The 15,396-nt window shown below is 69.8% G+C and carries 13 protein-coding genes, 1 pseudogene and 1 riboswitch; of the genes and pseudogenes, 9 read left to right on the top strand and 5 right to left on the bottom strand.

Annotated features, from left to right (window positions below; all coding sequences use genetic code 11):
- Positions 1-147 precede the first annotated feature (147 nt).
- Positions 148-732, bottom strand: a complete 585-nt coding sequence (locus tag AC1RIF_RS26590) for a hypothetical protein (protein ID WP_492604370.1) — start codon at positions 730-732, stop codon at positions 148-150.
- Positions 733-814: 82 nt separating this feature from the next.
- On the opposite strand from AC1RIF_RS26590, the gene AC1RIF_RS26585 reads away from it, so the two are divergent.
- Genes AC1RIF_RS26585 through AC1RIF_RS26570 form a run of 4 tightly spaced genes read left to right on the top strand, consistent with a single transcriptional unit; the run spans position 815 to position 4,307 of the window.
- Positions 815-1,504, top strand: coding sequence for a FadR/GntR family transcriptional regulator (locus tag AC1RIF_RS26585; RefSeq protein WP_492604369.1), 690 nt, complete (start codon positions 815-817; stop codon positions 1,502-1,504).
- Entirely contained in the window at positions 1,501-2,322 is an 822-nt protein-coding gene (locus AC1RIF_RS26580; protein ID WP_492604368.1) for an ABC transporter ATP-binding protein, read from the top strand. The genes AC1RIF_RS26585 and AC1RIF_RS26580 overlap by 4 nt, the downstream gene beginning before the upstream one ends.
- 48 nt (positions 2,323-2,370) lie before the next feature.
- Positions 2,371-3,021 (top strand): GntR family transcriptional regulator, encoded by a 651-nt coding sequence (locus AC1RIF_RS26575; RefSeq protein WP_492604367.1) that lies wholly within the window; start codon positions 2,371-2,373, stop codon positions 3,019-3,021.
- Entirely contained in the window at positions 3,018-4,307 is a 1,290-nt protein-coding gene (locus AC1RIF_RS26570; RefSeq protein WP_492604366.1) for an MFS transporter, read from the top strand. Before AC1RIF_RS26575 ends, AC1RIF_RS26570 begins: the two co-directional genes overlap by 4 nt.
- Here the strand turns inward: AC1RIF_RS26570 and AC1RIF_RS26565 are convergent.
- Both AC1RIF_RS26565 and AC1RIF_RS26560 read right to left on the bottom strand, forming a co-directional pair.
- The gene (locus tag AC1RIF_RS26565) at positions 4,293-5,609 is read right to left on the bottom strand and encodes a M1 family metallopeptidase (RefSeq protein WP_492604383.1); all 1,317 of its coding nucleotides are present in this window, start codon (positions 5,607-5,609) and stop codon (positions 4,293-4,295) included. The two genes, AC1RIF_RS26570 and AC1RIF_RS26565, sit on opposite strands and share 15 nt — an antisense overlap.
- Positions 5,606-9,535 carry a Pls/PosA family non-ribosomal peptide synthetase gene (locus tag AC1RIF_RS26560; RefSeq protein ID WP_492604365.1) on the bottom strand — a complete coding sequence of 1,310 codons (3,930 nt, stop codon included), beginning with the start codon at positions 9,533-9,535 and terminating at the stop codon, positions 5,606-5,608. Before AC1RIF_RS26560 ends, AC1RIF_RS26565 begins: the two co-directional genes overlap by 4 nt.
- Here AC1RIF_RS26560 and AC1RIF_RS26555 point away from each other — a divergent pair.
- The 5 genes and pseudogenes from AC1RIF_RS26555 to AC1RIF_RS26535 form a co-directional block, all read left to right on the top strand.
- Positions 9,417-10,028, top strand: a pseudogene (locus AC1RIF_RS26555) (YciI family protein); the annotation flags it as partial. The gene AC1RIF_RS26560 and the pseudogene AC1RIF_RS26555 overlap by 119 nt on opposite strands.
- Positions 10,029-10,296: 268 nt before the next feature.
- Complete coding sequence (locus AC1RIF_RS26550; RefSeq protein WP_492604382.1) at positions 10,297-10,455, top strand: YciI family protein; 159 nt, start codon at positions 10,297-10,299, stop codon at positions 10,453-10,455.
- 249 nt (positions 10,456-10,704) lie between these two features.
- Positions 10,705-11,379: an RNA polymerase sigma factor gene (locus tag AC1RIF_RS26545; RefSeq protein WP_492604364.1), complete on the top strand. Its 675-nt coding sequence runs from the start codon at positions 10,705-10,707 to the stop codon at positions 11,377-11,379.
- A 71-nt stretch (positions 11,380-11,450) separates the two neighbouring features.
- A riboswitch (SAM riboswitch) is annotated at positions 11,451-11,565 on the top strand.
- 53 nt (positions 11,566-11,618) lie between these two features.
- Positions 11,619-12,938: an aminotransferase class V-fold PLP-dependent enzyme gene (locus tag AC1RIF_RS26540; protein WP_492604363.1), complete on the top strand. Its 1,320-nt coding sequence runs from the start codon at positions 11,619-11,621 to the stop codon at positions 12,936-12,938.
- A gap of 198 nt (positions 12,939-13,136) precedes the next feature.
- Positions 13,137-13,772, top strand: coding sequence for a hypothetical protein (locus AC1RIF_RS26535; RefSeq protein WP_492604362.1), 636 nt, complete (start codon positions 13,137-13,139; stop codon positions 13,770-13,772).
- A gap of 10 nt (positions 13,773-13,782) precedes the next feature.
- Here the strand turns inward: AC1RIF_RS26535 and AC1RIF_RS26530 are convergent, their stop codons facing one another.
- Both AC1RIF_RS26530 and AC1RIF_RS26525 read right to left on the bottom strand, forming a co-directional pair.
- Positions 13,783-14,541 (bottom strand): methyltransferase domain-containing protein, encoded by a 759-nt coding sequence (locus AC1RIF_RS26530; protein WP_492604381.1) that lies wholly within the window; start codon positions 14,539-14,541, stop codon positions 13,783-13,785.
- A 20-nt stretch (positions 14,542-14,561) separates the two neighbouring features.
- The gene (locus AC1RIF_RS26525; RefSeq protein WP_492604361.1) at positions 14,562-15,347 is read right to left on the bottom strand and encodes an oxidoreductase; all 786 of its coding nucleotides are present in this window, start codon (positions 15,345-15,347) and stop codon (positions 14,562-14,564) included.
- Positions 15,348-15,396: the final 49 nt, after the last annotated feature.

The following is a 15,396-nucleotide window of genomic DNA, read 5'->3' as shown; positions in this document are numbered from 1 at the left end:
GGGTGTGGGAGAGTAGGACACCGCCGAACACCCTTTACCGAAGGCCCCCACCCATCACGGGTGGGGGCCTTCGGCATATCTGCACATCTGCCATTCCCGACTCGCAGTCGGGAATGAACGAGGTATTTCCGGGCCATTCGGACTGCCTCAGAAGTCGAGAAATCCCGGCACGACATTCTGGGCGATTCTCTCGCTGTCGAGGCACCCATACAAATACACGGAGCCGTAGCCGAACAAGTATTCCTCGACGAACTCCGGTTCGGACTCCTCGGAAACCGGCCACCCCTCCTCGTTCACCTGGAACAGGAACCGATACCCGTCGGCCTCGACAGCGTGGGCATACGACGGTTGGTTCTGGATCAGCACCGGAGCATCCGCTATCCGCACGAACGGCGGATCCTCGGCGTCGACCGGCACGGAGATCAACGAGGCGCTGCCCAGGCCCGGATGTCGGCCGGCGATCCCGTCACCGCGGCTCGACGGTCCGTGCAGGACCGCACGCAACCCGATGCCCGGGTAGTCCACATCGTCGTCGCCGATCGTGAAACCTCGCCGCACGAACACCGACAGCTCCCGTCCACCGAGCCACTCGGCTGCACTGGCCGCCAGGGTGAGGAGATAGTCGTGCGTCTCGAGAAGCGGGTCGCCGGCAAAACACTGCGGCGGATTCCCGCCGACCCGGGATCCGTCCACCTGGTCGATGGAGGCGATCCCGAGATGCACTGGTTCCATGCGTCGAATAGTAGGTTCCTACTCCCGAACATAGACATCAGACGTCTGATGTCTATACCATCGGCGGTCGGAGGTGGTTGTCGTGACCGAGCGCGTATTGAGCAGTGGGCCGTTGGTTCCGCAGTTGGAAGCGTTGCTGGCGCAGCGGATCCGGACCGGTGAATGGGCGGTCGGTGAGCGCATACCCAGTGAGACGGAACTGGCGACCGAGATCGGTGTCGGACGTTCCTCGGTGCGGGAGGCCGTCCGATTGCTCATCCGTGACGGACTGCTGGACATCCGGCGTGGAGTCGGGACGTTCGTCTCGGAGGCGCCGGCCGGTGATCCGGGGTTCGAGCAGTTGCTGCGCCGCTCGCGCATCCTCGAGGTCCTGGAGGTTCGTCGCGCACTGGAGACGGAAGCAGCCCGGCTCGCCGCCGAGCGGGCTCGCCCGGAGGATCTCGCGCAGATCCGGCGTCAGCTCGCCGAGCGTAATGCCCGGCAACCGCTCGATGCCGCAGCGTTCGTCGACGCCGACCTCGACTTCCATCAGGCCGTGGTCGAACTTGCCGGTAATTCGGTGCTGTCCGCGCTCTTCGCGTCGGTTCGGCCCGTGCTGCAGGAGGTGCTCGTCGAGATGGTTCGCAACGAACCGATACCCGACACTGCCTGCGCGCACGACGCGCTGGTGCACGCCCTCGAGGCGGGCGATCCGACGGCTGCGGTTGCCGCCACCGCAGCAAACCTCGATCCCGTGATGGCGACGCTTCGTGAGGAAGGACCACGCCCGTGAGTACCCGGATCCATCGAGAAGTCGTGCTGAGCGCCGAGCAGGTCGACCTCGTGCGCGACGGACGGCCACTGCTGAGCGGGATCGACGTCCGGATAGAGCAGGGGCAGCACTGGGTGCTACTGGGCGCCAACGGTGCCGGCAAGAGCACGCTGCTGAGTCTGCTGGGTGCGGTCGCTCACCCCACCCGGGGCGCCGTGCACGTGCTCGGTCATCGCCTCGGCCGCGTGGACATGCGTGAGCTGCGCTCGCACATCGGTCACGTCAACCCGCGGCACGTCGTGGAACGTCCGCTGACCGTGCGGGACGTCGTCCTCACCGGGCTGACGAACACTCCCGAGTTCGTGCAACGGTGGCAGCCCACCGATGCGGACCGGGGGCGAGCGGAGGAACTGGTTGCGATGATGGGCATGTCGGAGCGGCTCGAGGCGCGGTGGCCGGTGCTGTCGCAGGGGGAGCGGGGTCGGGCCCTGATCGCGCGTGCGCTGATGCCGGACCCGCCGGTCCTGCTGCTCGACGAGCCCGCCACCGGCCTCGACCTGGCGGCCCGGGAGCAGTTGCTTACCGCGCTCGACGAGATGCGGGGGCAGCACCCGTCGATGGCCAGCATCCTGGTCACCCATCACATCGAGGAGATCCCGACGACCACCACGCACGCCCTCCTGCTGCGCGACGGTTACGTCATCGCGCAGGGGCCGGCGGCGTCCGTGATCACCACCGAGCGCATCAGTGAGTGCTTCGATCATCCGATCGACATTCTTCGCAATGGTGGGCGCTACTCCGCGCAGGCTCGTGCCCCGAAGGTGGGTTCGACGGCCTGACGGCCCCGGTCGACTGGAGATCGTTCGCAAGGCGTATAAATACATCTTGTGTCTAAGTTGTATTCGGCGGCCGAGCTGGCCTACCGCGAGGTGAAGGAACTCATCCTGTCCGGAGAGCTCCCGGGCGGTGAGCTGATCAGCGAGGGCGAGATCGCGACGCGGATGGGCTCGAGCCGGACGCCGGTACGTGAGGCGTTCCTGCGGCTCGAGGCCGAGGGCTGGATGCGCCTGTACCCGAAGCGGGGTGCGTTGATCGTGCCCGTCGCGGACGGGGAGGCCGAGCACGTCGTCGATGCGCGACTGCTGATCGAGGTGCATGCCGCACAGACCCTCGCCGCGAATCCCCGGGCGCGGGAGGCGCTGGTCGCGACGCTGCGTGCCAATCTGGCGGAGCAGCGCGAGACGGCCGCGCGGGGGGATGCCGCGCGATTCAGCACGCTGGACGCGGACTTCCACCGCGCGCTGGTGCGTGCCGGCGGCAACCCACTGCTCGAGAGCTTCTACGACGGTCTGCGCGAGCGGCAACGCCGGATGACCGCGCATTCCCTGGCCCGGGATCCCGACCAGATCACCAAGATCGTCGACGACCACACCCGCCTGGCGGACCTGGTCGAGGCCGGCGACGCCGAGGGCTTCGCGTCGGCCGTCGGTCGACACATGCGCGAGGTTCATTCACTGCGGAACGGAGGGACCCGATGACCGCGGTCGACCAGTCCGAGACCAGCACGACCACCACTGCGGTGAAACCGCCGCGGATACGTTCCTGGGCGTTGGTGGCCGCAGGGATGTTCGCCGTCGCGTGGGGCGGCAACGAGTTCACCCCGCTGCTGGTGATGTACAAGCTGGACCACGGCTTCTCGCAGGTCGTCGTCGACACTTTCCTGTTCGCGTACGTGTTCGGCATCGTCCCGGCGCTGCTGATCGGTGGACCGCTGTCGGATCGGCTGGGTCGACGGGCGCTGATGCTGCCTGCGCCGTTCATCGCGGTGGCGGGGTCGCTCGTGCTGGCGTCAGCACCCGATTCGGCACCGATGCTGATCCTGGGCCGGGTCCTGTCCGGCGTGGCACTCGGGCTCGGGATGGCCGTCGGCGGTAGCTGGGTCAAGGAACTGTCCGGGCCCGCGCACGATCCTTCGGCGACCTCGGGTGCCGGTGCACGCCGCGCGGCGATGAGCCTGACGGCCGGATTCGGTGTCGGCGCCGGCGTCGCCGGTGTGCTCGCGCAGTGGGGGCCGTGGCCCAGTGCGTTCCCGTACGCGGTGCACATCGCGCTCGCGCTGGCTGCCGGAATCGCGATGCTGCGCGTGCCGGAGACGCGGGCGGCGGTGCCGACGGCCGAGCGCGGCAGGCTCTCCGCCGATCTGAAGATCCCGTCCGCCGGACATCGGCGGTTCCTGTACGTCGCGGCGCCGGTGGCGCCGTGGGTGTTCGGTGCGGCCGCGTCGGCGTACGCGGTGCTGCCTGCGCTGATGTCGTCTCGCAGCGGTGGGGCGCCCATCGCGTTCTCGGCGCTGCTGTGCGTGATCGGGCTCGGGTCCGGGTTCGCGATCCAGGCCGTCGGACGTCGAATCGACACCCCGCTCAACGCGAGGGCGGTCGCGGTGGCGCTCGCGGTGCTGGTTGCGGGTATGTCGCTCGCGGCGGTCGCTTCCAGTGCGCTGACGGTGCCGCTCGCGATGATCGCGGCCGCGGTCCTCGGCTGTGGCTACGGCATGGCACTGGTGTCGGGACTGCAGGAGATCCAGCGGATCGCCGGACCGGACGACCTCGCCGGTCTCACCGCGGTCTTCTACTCGCTGAGCTACCTCGGGTTCGCCGTTCCCGCGGTGATGGCGCTGATCGCCGAGACCACCCCGGCGCTCACCTATCCGATGATGTTCGTGATCGGCGCGATCGTGGCCGCCGCGAGTCTCGTCCTGGTCGTCGTGAAGTGGCGTCAGCACCTGCCGGAGCAGGCGATCGAGGCGGGTTCAGAGCGCCGGTAGCGGCTTCTCCGCGAGCCAGGCGTCCCACAGTGGGCGCAGTGGCTTGTCGGTGAAATGTGCGGCCAGGTCGGTGAACTGCTCGGTGGAGACCGTCGAGTGTCGGTACTTCGCGGTCCACTTCTGCAGCAGCGCGAAGAAGGCGTCGTCGCCGATCTGCTGTCGCACCGCGTGCAGGGTGAGGGCGCCACGCTTGTAGATGCGGTCGTCGAACATCAGCCGCGGTCCGGGATCGCCGAGCAGGATGTCCTGCGGCTTGCCGGCGAGCCCGCGGTGCGCCTGCTGCGCGTGGATATGGGCGTCGGGACCGCCCGAGTTCTCCGACCACAGCCACTCGGCGTAGCAGGCGAAGCCTTCGTGCAGCCAGATGTCCTTCCACGCACCGAGGGTCAGGCTGTTGCCGAACCACTGGTGCGCAAGCTCGTGCGCGACAAGGCGTTCGGATCCGCTCCTGCCGTCGCAGTGGTTGGCGCCGAAGATCGACAGGCCCTGCGCCTCGATCGGGATCTCCAGGTCGTCGCCGGTCACCACGACGGAGTACGCCTCGAACGGGTAAGGGCCGAACAGCTTCTCGAAGACGTCCATCATCTCCGGCTGCCGTGCGAAATCGTGGTCGAACGGCACCCGCAGACCCTTCGGGTGCAGCGCGTGGATCGGCACCTTGCCGTGGCCGACGCGTCGGCGCTCGTACGGTCCGATCTGGATGGTCGCCAGGTAGCTCGACATCGGCTCGGCCTGCTCGTACACCCACGTGGTGTGGCTCGCGCGGGTCTGCTTCCGGACCAGCGACCCGTTGGCGACGGCGTGGTACGGCGAGTCGGTGGTGATCGAGATGTTGTAACTAGCCTTGGAACTCGGGTGGTCGTCGCACGGGAACCACGACGCGGCGCCGTTGGGCTGACTCGCGACCAGGGCCCCCTCGTCCAACTCCTCCCAGCCGACGTCGCCCCACATTGTGACGATCGGTTCGGGGTTGCCGCCGTACTGGACGGTGATCGCGAGCAGGCCGCCGGCCGGGATCTTCTGGGCCGGGGTGATCGTGAGCTTGCCGTCGCGGTGCGTGTACTTGGCGCCGCGGCCACCGTTGACCGACACCTTCGACACCTGCATCGTCTGCGCGAGATCGAGCGAGAACTTGCCGCGGACGTCGGTGGTGGTGGCCGTGATCGACGCCTTGCCGGACAGTCGGTTGCTGGGGACCTTGTACGTGAGGTCGAGTTCGTACCGGGAGACCCGGTAGCCGCGGTTGCCGTTGTGCGGCAGATACGGATCGATCGGCTCCTCGTAGAACTTGCCCGGCTTCATCGACTGCCCCCGTTCGTGGTCGAATCCGGCCACGGTGCAATCGGATTGCCCTGCCAGCGGGTTGACGGCGGGACGGTGTCGCCGCGCATGACGAGCGATGCCGGGCCGACGGTGGCGCCGGCGCCCAGGCCCGCGGCGGGCAGCGCGACGCAGTGCGGGCCGAGGGTGGCGCCCGCGCCCAACGTGACGGTGTCCATGGACATGATCCGATCATGGAAGAGGTGGGTCTGCACGACGCACCCCCGCTCGACGGTGGCGCCGTCGCCGAGGGTCACCAGATCGGCCTCCGGCAGCCAGTACGTCTCGCACCACACGCCGCGGCCGATCGTCGCACCGAGCCCGCGCAGCCACACGTTCATCACGGCCGTGCCGTTCGCGGCGCGTGCGAACCACGGCGCCGCCACGGTCTCGACGAACGCGTCGGACACCTCGTTGCGCCACACGAACGAACTCCACAGCGGATGTTCGACGGCGCCGATCCGGCCGACGACCAGCCACTTGGCGGCCACCGACACCACGCCGGCGAAGGCACCCGCGACCATCAGCACGACGCCGCCGCCGAGGGCCGCGAGAGCGAACCCGCCGACGGAGACCAGCCAGGCGAGGGTGAACAGCACGCCGAGGCCGATCCCGAACGTGACCATCACCGGGATCAGCCGGCACGTCTCGACGACCGCGCGCGCGATCTTGAGCCGCAGCGGCGGGGCGAACGTGCGGGAGGCGTCGGACTCGGTCGCCGCCCGGCGCAGCCGCACCGGTGGGCTGCCCAGCCACGACGACCCGGACTTGGCCTTGCTCGGCGCCGCGGACAGCACGGCGACGAGGCCGTTCTTGGGCACGCGTCGGCCCGGCCCGGCCATGCCGGAGTTGCCGAGGAACGCGCGCTTGCCGACCTTCGCGGGTTCGATCCGCATCCAGCCGCCGCCGAGTTCGTAGCTCGCGACCATGGTGTCGTCGGCGAGGAACGCACCGTCGGCGACGGTGGTGAACTTCGGCAGCACGAGGGCGGTGGAGATCTCGGTGTCGCGGCCGACCTTGGCGCCGAGCAGGCGCAACCACAGCGGGGTGAGCAGGCTCGCGTACAGCGGGAACAGGAACGTGCGGGCGGAGTCCATCAGCCGCTCGGTAGCCCAGACCTGCCAGCCGACGCGGCTGCGGACGGGGTGATAGCCCTCGGTGAGCCCGATCGACAGCAGGCGCACCGCGATCACCGTCAGCGCCGCGAAGACGAACAGCGACAGCACCGTCGCGACCGGCAGGATCGTCAGCGACCGCAGGGCCGCGTCACCGAGATCGGCGGCGTCCCGGATCCACCAGCCGATCAGCAGGATGCCGGCGGCGAGACCGAAGATCGGCATGCCCGCCAGGACGACGGACGTGACGCCGAAGATCGGTACCCAGTGCGCGGCGCGGCGTGGCGAGTGGTCGGGCCACGGATGCGTCGCCTTGCCCACCTTCACCGCCGGCGAACCGGCCCAGTGCTGGTCGGCCTTGACCTTTCCGAACACCGCCGAGCCGGGCGCGACCTCGGCGCCGCGGCCGATCCGGGCGCCCGGCAGCAGCGTGGAACGGGCGCCGACGGTGGCGCCGTCGCCGATCCGGATCTCACCGATGTGCACGACGTCGCCGTCGATCCAGTGCCCGGACAGATCCACCTCGGGTTCGACGGAGCAGCCGTCGCCGAGCACGAGCATGCCGGTGACCGGTGGCAGCGTGTGCAGGTCGACGCCGTTGCCCACCCGCGCGCCGAGGGCGCGCGCGAAGTACAGCATCCACGGCGCGCCCGACAGGTTGTCGGCGCCGCTGGCCTCGACCAGGCGCAGCGCGATCCACAGCCGCAGGTGTTCGCTGCCGCCGCGTCGGTACGTGCCCGGGTTCAGGCCGCGCAGCAGCGTGCGCGCCCCGATCACCGCGATGCCCATCCGCCCCACCGGGGTGATGAACAGGAAGAACGCGAGTGCCACCCACCACCACGACAGTGTCGGCGCCCAGTCGATGTCGAACCATGCGAGCACGTTGCCGGCGATCGCCAGCCACGTCACCCACTGCAAACCGGTGAGCGTCGTGAGTGGCACCGTGGCCGCGATCTGCGCGAGCTGGGCGCGCAGCGGCGTGGGCTCGACATGACGCGGCGTGGCGGTCTCGGTGGGGGACAGGTCGTCGAGGAAGCCGGCGAGCGAGCCGAGCCGGGGATGGTCGTACAACTGGGCGACGGTGATCTCGGGGAAGCGTTCGCGCAGCGCGGTGACGAGCTGCGCCGCGGACAGCGAACCGCCGCCCATCTCGAAGAAGTCGTCGTCAGGGCCGGTGACGCCTGCGCCGAGGATTGACGCCCACAGGCCGGCGACCCAGGCTGCGGTGCCGTCGAGCCCGGAGGTCTCCGTCGTGTCCGGACCGGCACCCGGCAGCGGCCACGGCAGCGCGTTGCGGTCGACCTTGCCGGACGTACGGGTGGGTAGCTCGTCGACCAGCGCGAGCCGCGGTACCAGGGCGGCGGGCAGCTGCTCGGACAGCTGATCACGCGCCGCCTTGAGGTCGAAGTCCGGGTCGGTGCTGGCGAGGTAGCCGACGAGGATCGAGCTGCCTGCCGCGGTCTTGCGGACCGCCGCCGCAGCGCCGCTGACGCCGGGCAGGTTCTGCAGCGCGTTGTCGACCTCGCCCAGCTCGATGCGTCGGCCACCCACCTTCACCTGGTCGTCGGCGCGGCCCTGGAACAGCAGACCGGCCGTGTCGAGGCGGACCAGGTCGCCGCTGCGGTACGCGCGGTCCCAGCCCAGCGTGGGCATCGGCGCGTACTTCTCGGCGTCCTTGGCCGGGTCGAGATACCGGGCGAGCCCGACACCGCCGATGACGAGCTCGCCCACGTCACCCTCGGCGACCGGCTCACCGGACGCGTCGACCACGGCGAGGTCCCAGCCGTCGAGCGGCAGACCGATCCGGACCGGGCCGGTGCCGTCCATCAGCGCGCCGCACGCGACCACGGTGGCCTCGGTGGGCCCGTACGTGTTCCACACCTCGCGGCCGGGCACCGCGAGCCGCTCGGCCAGATCCGGCGGGCACGCCTCGCCGCCGAAGATCAGCAGCCGCACCGCCTCGAGTGCCTCCGCCGGCCACAGCGCCGCGAGGGTGGGGACGGTGGAGACGACCGTGACATCGCGGGACACCAGCCAGGGGCCGAGGTCCATCCCGCTGCGCACCAGTGAGCGTGGTGCCGGAACCAGTGCGGCGCCGTGCCGCCACGCCAGCCACATCTCCTCGCACGACGCGTCGAACGCCACCGACAGTCCCGCGAGAACGCGATCGCCGGATCCGATCGGGTTGTCCTGCAGAAACATCCGCGCCTCGGCGTCCACGAAGGCCGCGGCGTTGCGGTGCGTGACCGCGACGCCCTTCGGGGTGCCGGTGGAACCGGACGTGAAGATGATCCAGGCGTCGTCGTCGGGGGTGGGACGGCGGACCGCGGGGGCAGCGGTGCGCGGCGGTGCGGTGCCGGGCTGCACGCCGTCGGCCGTGAGGATCGCCGCTACCTGCGCCTCGCCGAACACCAGGTCGGCGCGCTCGTCGGGGTCGTCGGCATCCACCGGCACGTACGCCGCGCCGGCCGCGAGGACCGACAGGATCGCGACGTACAGGTCGCGCGAGCCCGACGGCATCCGGACACCCACCCGATCGCCCGCGCCGACGCCGGCGTCGGCGAGCCAGCGCGCGCCGGTCGCGAGCTGGTCGAGCAGTTCCGCATACGTCAGGGGTGCGGCGCCGTCGTCGATCGCCGTCGCATCGGGGTACTGCGCCGCGGTCGCCTCGAGGATGTCGACGAGCGTGCGCGGGGCGGGTGCGAGGGCGGACCGGAGGAACTCGACGGGTATCCGGTGCGGCAGTCGCTGGTCCGACTGGTCCGTCTGGTCTGATGCTGGCTGGGCAGACAATCCGGGGTGTCCCTCTCTGTGCCTGGTCGTGCGGGCAACCGGTTCTCTCACGTCCAGATGTCCGGAGGATGAACACCTGTTCGTCGTGCCCGTCCGCCAGGCCGTTCGTTTCCTTCCGATGATTCTCCCCCGGACGTGTCGAAATCCGCGCCCCCGGCACGTCGTGTTCACGAAAGCGGGACAACCGGCCCCGCATCGGCGGAAGGATGGCGACATGCACTACCTGGCATTGCTCGCAGCGGAGGAGAACGGACCCGACTCGATTCCCGGCACCGACGAGTACAACTTGTCGATGCAGCGGCATCAGGAGTTCTGGTCCAGAGCGCAGGAGGCCGTCGCCGGCGGCGGGCTGTATCCCGGTTCGGAGGCCGCGACGATCCGGCACGACGGCGGGAATGCCCTGGTGACGGACGGCCCGTTCGCCGAGACCGCGGAGGTGGTCGGCGGGTACTACGTGTTCGACGCCGCAGATCTGGACGCCGCACTGTCGCTGGTGCGGCAGATTCCCGAGGTCGCGACCGGGCACGTCGAGCTGTGGCCGATGGTGTTCTGGAACGCGGAGGACGAACCGGTCGACACGTGGTGGGCGGCGCTGCTGCGCGAACCGCTCGGGTCCGCGAACGAACCGGGGTCGGCCGAATGGGACGCCCGAGTTGACGAGCACCAGCGGTTCGGTGAGATCGCGGGCGACCGGATCAAGGGTTCGGGGGCGCTGTTCCAGCCGGCGTCGGCGACCACCGTCCGCCTGCGGGAGGAACGAGATGCTGCTGACCGACGGGCCGTTCACGGAAACGAGCGAGATCGCGAACGGTCTGTACGTGCTTGCGGCGCCCGACCGGGACACGGCAGTGGCGCCGGCCTCCCGGATCCCCCTGGGACCGAAGGGCTGCGTCGAGCTCCGGCAGATCGTCGCGGACTGATCGGGCGCACCGGCATGAGGGAGGCGGCGGTGGACCTGGCACGCGCGTTCCGGGAGGAATCCGGGCGCGCGCTGGCCACCGTCGCCGGGATGGTCGGGGACATCGAGATCGCACGCGCCTTCATGCGTCCCGAATCGACAGTGGGACAGCGGCTCAGCCGAGCGAAGTCGAAGATCCGGAACGCGGGTATCCCGTTGCGGCTGCCGTCGCCCGAGCCGCTCCCCGAGCGGCTGCCGGCAGTTCTCGCGTGTGTATCTCGTCTTCACCGAGGGCTACTCGGCGATGGCGGGTGAATCGTCCGTACGCGCCGAGTTGTGCGACGAGGCGCTGCCTCTGGGGCGTCTGCTGTGTGAACTCATGCCCGACGAACCCGAGGTGTGGGGACTGACCGCGCTGATGTACCTGCAGGACAGCCGTCGCGCCGCCCGCGCCGACGAGACCGGCCGGGCCGTCCCGCTCGACGAACAGGATCGTGCCGGTTGGGACGGCGACCGGATTTCGGAAGGCTTGGCGCGCTTGACCGTTGCGCGTGCCGGTGGTGGTGGCCGGTACGCACTGGAGGCCTCGATCGCTGCCGCGCACGCCGTCGCGCCGACGTTCACTGCCACCGACTGGGTGGCGATCGTGCGCGCGTACGACCGCCTGCTCGAACTGTGCGAATCTCCGGTCGTGAGACTCAATCGGGCTGTGGCGGTGAGCTTTCGGGACGGTCCGAGTGCCGGCCTCGACGCCGTCGGCGCCGTGGATGAGGCCGATGTGACCCGGCTGGGTCACGTCGTGGCGGCGGTCCGTGCCGATCTGCTGCGGCGCGCGGGATGTGCCACGGAGGCTGCCTCCGAGTACCGACGGGCGGTGGCACTGGCACGGAACACGTCGTCCCGCCGGTTTCTCGAGCGGCGCCTCGCGGAGCTCGAAGAGGTGTGACTGTCGTCTCACGTTCGAAGGGTTGACGGTGGGTTGACATGGCGCGGACGCCTCTGCCATTCTCGTTGCCAGGTCACGAGTACCAGCGTCAAGCCCCGGCTAGCTGGTCGGCAACCCTCCAACCGCGGTGGGGTGCTCCGGGTGACGACCAGGCTGTCGGCCACAAGGCCACGGCAAGCGCGGACTCCGATGGCGTCAACTCTCATCGCCGACGAGTCCTGAACTCGAAGGATGTCGTGATGACCGCTGTACTGACCGCCGATACCTGCTGCGCCACCGCCCCGATTGCTCAGGTTTCGGGCTGTGACCTGCAGGTTCCGCTTGTCGGGGGTGGAACCTGCACCTATGCGAACTTCGACTACGCGGCCAGCGCCCCGGCCCTGGCTCAGGTCACGGACCGCGTCCAGGAACTGCTGCCCTTCTACGCCAGCGTGCACCGCGGCGCCGGCTACGCCTCGCGCGTGAGCACCGAGGCCTACGAGAACGCCCGCGGATCGGTGGAGCGCTTCGTCGGCGCCGACGCCGACCAGGTCGTCGTCTTCACCCGCAACACCACCGACTCGCTCAACCTCCTCGCCAACTGCGTGCCCGGCGACGTCGTCGTCCTCGACATCGAGCACCACGCAAACCTGTTGCCGTGGAAGAACTCCCGCATCGTCGAGGCCGCCGACACAGTCGCCGAGACCATCCGCCGTCTGGTCGCCGAACTGTGCGCCAAGCCCGCCGCGCTGCTCGCCGTCACCGGGGCCTCCAACGTCACCGGTGAGGTGCTGCCGATCGCGGAACTGGCCGACATCGCGCACCGCTGCGGCGCCCGGATCCTCGTCGACGGCGCCCAGCTGACCCCGCATCGCCGCGTGAACCTCACCGAGTGCGGCGTCGACTACCTGGCCTTCTCCGGGCACAAGCTGTACGCACCCTTCGGCGCCGGCGTGCTGGTCGGCCGTCGTGACTGGCTCGACGACGCGCAGCCGTACCTCGCCGGTGGCGGCGCTGTCCGCGAGGTGACGATCGACGAGACCTGCTGGGCGCCCGCACCCGCGCGCCACGAGGCCGGCAGCCCCAACGTCCTCGGTGTCGCTGCTCTCGCAGCCGCGTGTGATGCGCTGTCCGCCTTGAACTTCGACCGTGTCGTCGAACACGAACGGGTGCTGTCGACCCGCCTCGCGGACGGCCTCGCGGAGATCGACGGTGTGCACCTGCTGCGTCTGTGGTCGGACGCGCCGGACAGCGTCGGCATCGTCACCTTCACGATCGACGGCTTCGAGCCGGGCCGGATCGCCGCGTTCCTGTCGGCCGAGCACGGAATCGGTGTGCGCGACGGCCGCTTCTGCGCTCACCCGCTGCTCAATCGCATCGGCCACGCCGGCGGTGCCGTGCGCGCCAGCCTTGGGTTGGGCACCAGCTCGGGCGACGTCGAACGCCTCATCGCGGCCGTCCGCCAACTCGCCGCCGGCGACGAGACCTGGAACTACGGCAAGACCGACGGCCTGTGGAACCCGGTTCCCGAGACCCGCGGATTCTCCGAGCGGGCCACCGGCTCCTCCGAGTGCGTGTAGCCGGCACTGCCACCGAAATCGCCGTGATTCGAACCCTGGTGGGGACGCGAGGAGACAAATAGCGTGACGCGCATGGAGTCGACGAACACGGGCGGTCACTGGTCCCGCCGGCACGTCGACATGTGCCGCACCTCGTCCGGCATGTGTACGCGCTGATCATTCCGCGCCCCTGTACCTGCTTTCCTGCGAGGAATTGTCATGTCCGAGAACGTTCTCACCGCCCTCTCCACTGCCGTACCCCACCGCCCGCTCCGCGTCGCCGTCGAACTGGCCGGTGCGGGACACCACCCCGCCGCGGCCCGTGTCGCCGGCAACGTCCCGCTCACCGGCCCCGACTACTGGGTCGACCTGACCGATGGCCCCGACGAGCTCGACCTGGCTGCGCAGCCACCCGTCGTCTTCCGGATTCGGGCGTCCGACCTGCGTGAGGCACAGCAGACCCGAGCTCGGATCCGGGCGGAGGCGGCCGCCGAGGGACGCGATCCCGACGGGATCACCGTGCTGGTCGACATCGAGACCCTCCTGGCCGGCGATTCCCGAAGCGCGCGTTCCGAACTCGCGTTGCTCGACGAGACCCTGGGAGTGCCGCACCTGCCGGCGTCGCTGTCCTACATCGGGACCGCCGAGGGGCTCGCGAGCCTGATCGCCGACATCCACGCCGCCGACGTCGCGGATGGGGTGACGCTGGTTCCGCTCGCGCTCCCGAAGGTCCTCGAGCGCGTGGTCGACGGCACGCTGCCGTGGCTCGAACGCCGCGGGCTCGTCACCGCGTCCGAGACTGTCCACGACGCGCTCGCGCGGTTCGGGCTGCATCGTCGCGCACGCGCGTCCTGAGACCGTTCCGTCAATCCGGCTTGCGGGCCTCGATGAGAAATCGGGTGGAATGGGCGACGAACGACCCCTCCATGCGGATGTGTCGGTCGAGGTCCCGCAACCGGTCACGGTAGGCGCCGACGGTGAAGCCCGGAACGATCCAGATCACCTTCCGTAGGAAGTAGACCACCGCTCCGATGTCGAAGAACTCCATGCGCAGTCGCTCGAACCGCAGATCCACGATCTCGAGTCCGGCGGCGCGCGCCTCGGACGCGGCCGTGTCGGGATGCCTCAGTAGACGCGCCTCGGGCTGTGGGCCGAGGAAGAACTCGGCGAGCTCGAAGACGCTCTCGGGACCCACGTGTTGGGCCAGATAGGTTCCACCGGGGGCGAGCACCCGCGCGATGTCCGGCCAGGAAACGACATTGGGGTGACGGCTGCTGACCAGGTCGAAGGCGTTGTCCGCGAAGGGTAGTGGTGGCTCGTCCGACGCCGCGACCACCACCACGCCCAACGGGTGCAGTACCTCCGCGGCCTTCGCCAGGTTGGGTGGCCAGGACTCCGTCGCGGCCATCATCCGGGGAATCGCGCCGGCGCCCGCGAGGACCTCGCCGCCGCCGGTCTCGATATCGAGTGCGGCCGTCGCTCGAGCAAGGCGCTCGCCCAGCAGCCGCTGATAGCCCCACGACGGCCGCTGTTCGGTGGCGCGGCCGTCGAGCCAGGAGAACTCCCAGCCGTCGACCGAAGCGGCCTCGGCTTCGGTGACCAGGCTGTCGAAGGTGCGCTCCATTTCCGTGACCGTCCCAGTGCTCACAGCGTTTTGATCAGCCCGCCGTCGATGACGACGTCGGCCCCGGTGGTGTTGCCGGATCGCTCGCTCGCGAGGAACAGCACCAGATCCGCGACCTCGTCGGGGCGGGTGAAGCGTCCGGTTTCGGACCCGGCGGCGGCGGCCGCGACGACCGCCTCCGCGGTGCTGCCGCCGACCCGGGCAACGGTGGAGGCGACCCCGTCGTCGGCGAGCCACAGGGCGGTGGTGACCGGTCCGGGGCTGACCGTATTGACCCGAATGTTCTGACCCGCAACTTCTTTGGACAGTGATTTGCAGAAGTTGGTGAGTGCGGCCTTCGCAGCGGAGTAGTCGACCACCCCGGGATCTGGCAGGAACGCGTTGACCGAGCTGACGGTCACGACGGCCCCGCCGCCGCGCCGGACGAGCTGGGGGAGTGCGGCGCGGGTGGTCCGCACCGCGGACAGGAAGGTCAGGGTCAGCGACGCCAGCCATTCGTCGTCGGAGACGCTCGCGAATCCGCCGGTACGCGGCGTGACGGCGCCCGCGTTGTTGACCAGGATGTCCACACCGCCGTCCTCGGCGGCCGCCTCGATCAGGGTCACCGGCCCCTCCGCGGTGGACAGGTCGCACGGCACGAACGTCACATTTCCGTCGGCCTCCATCGACTGGATTTCCGCAGTGCGAGTGCGTGATCCGGCGACGACGCGCGCGCCCTCGGCGACCAATGCGGTGGTCACCGCGAGCCCGATGCCCTTGCTCGCGCCCGTGACGACGGCGGTCTTTCCGGCCAGCTGCAGGTCCATGACTTCTCGATCCTGTGGATCGGACGGTGCCCGTTCAATGCTACGGCCG

The sequence above is a fragment of the Prescottella sp. GW823-FHT02E09 genome, assembly GCF_058797375.1.
Note: the sequence above shows the minus strand (reverse complement) of the source record. Positions and strands in the feature narration are given on the sequence as shown.

Excerpts from the sequence above, each read along its gene's own strand:
- AC1RIF_RS26590 (WP_492604370.1), bottom strand. The coding sequence starts at position 732 with ATGGAACCAGTGCATCTCGGGATCGCCTCCATCGACCAGGTGGACGGA.
- AC1RIF_RS26570 (WP_492604366.1), top strand. The coding sequence starts at position 3,018 with ATGACCGCGGTCGACCAGTCCGAGACCAGCACGACCACCACTGCGGTG.
- AC1RIF_RS26565 (WP_492604383.1), bottom strand. The coding sequence starts at position 5,609 with ATGAAGCCGGGCAAGTTCTACGAGGAGCCGATCGATCCGTATCTGCCG.
- AC1RIF_RS26550 (WP_492604382.1), top strand. The coding sequence starts at position 10,297 with ATGCTGCTGACCGACGGGCCGTTCACGGAAACGAGCGAGATCGCGAAC.
- AC1RIF_RS26540 (WP_492604363.1), top strand. The coding sequence starts at position 11,619 with ATGACCGCTGTACTGACCGCCGATACCTGCTGCGCCACCGCCCCGATT.
- AC1RIF_RS26535 (WP_492604362.1), top strand. The coding sequence starts at position 13,137 with ATGTCCGAGAACGTTCTCACCGCCCTCTCCACTGCCGTACCCCACCGC.
- AC1RIF_RS26530 (WP_492604381.1), bottom strand. The coding sequence starts at position 14,541 with ATGGAGCGCACCTTCGACAGCCTGGTCACCGAAGCCGAGGCCGCTTCG.
- AC1RIF_RS26525 (WP_492604361.1), bottom strand. The coding sequence starts at position 15,347 with ATGGACCTGCAGCTGGCCGGAAAGACCGCCGTCGTCACGGGCGCGAGC.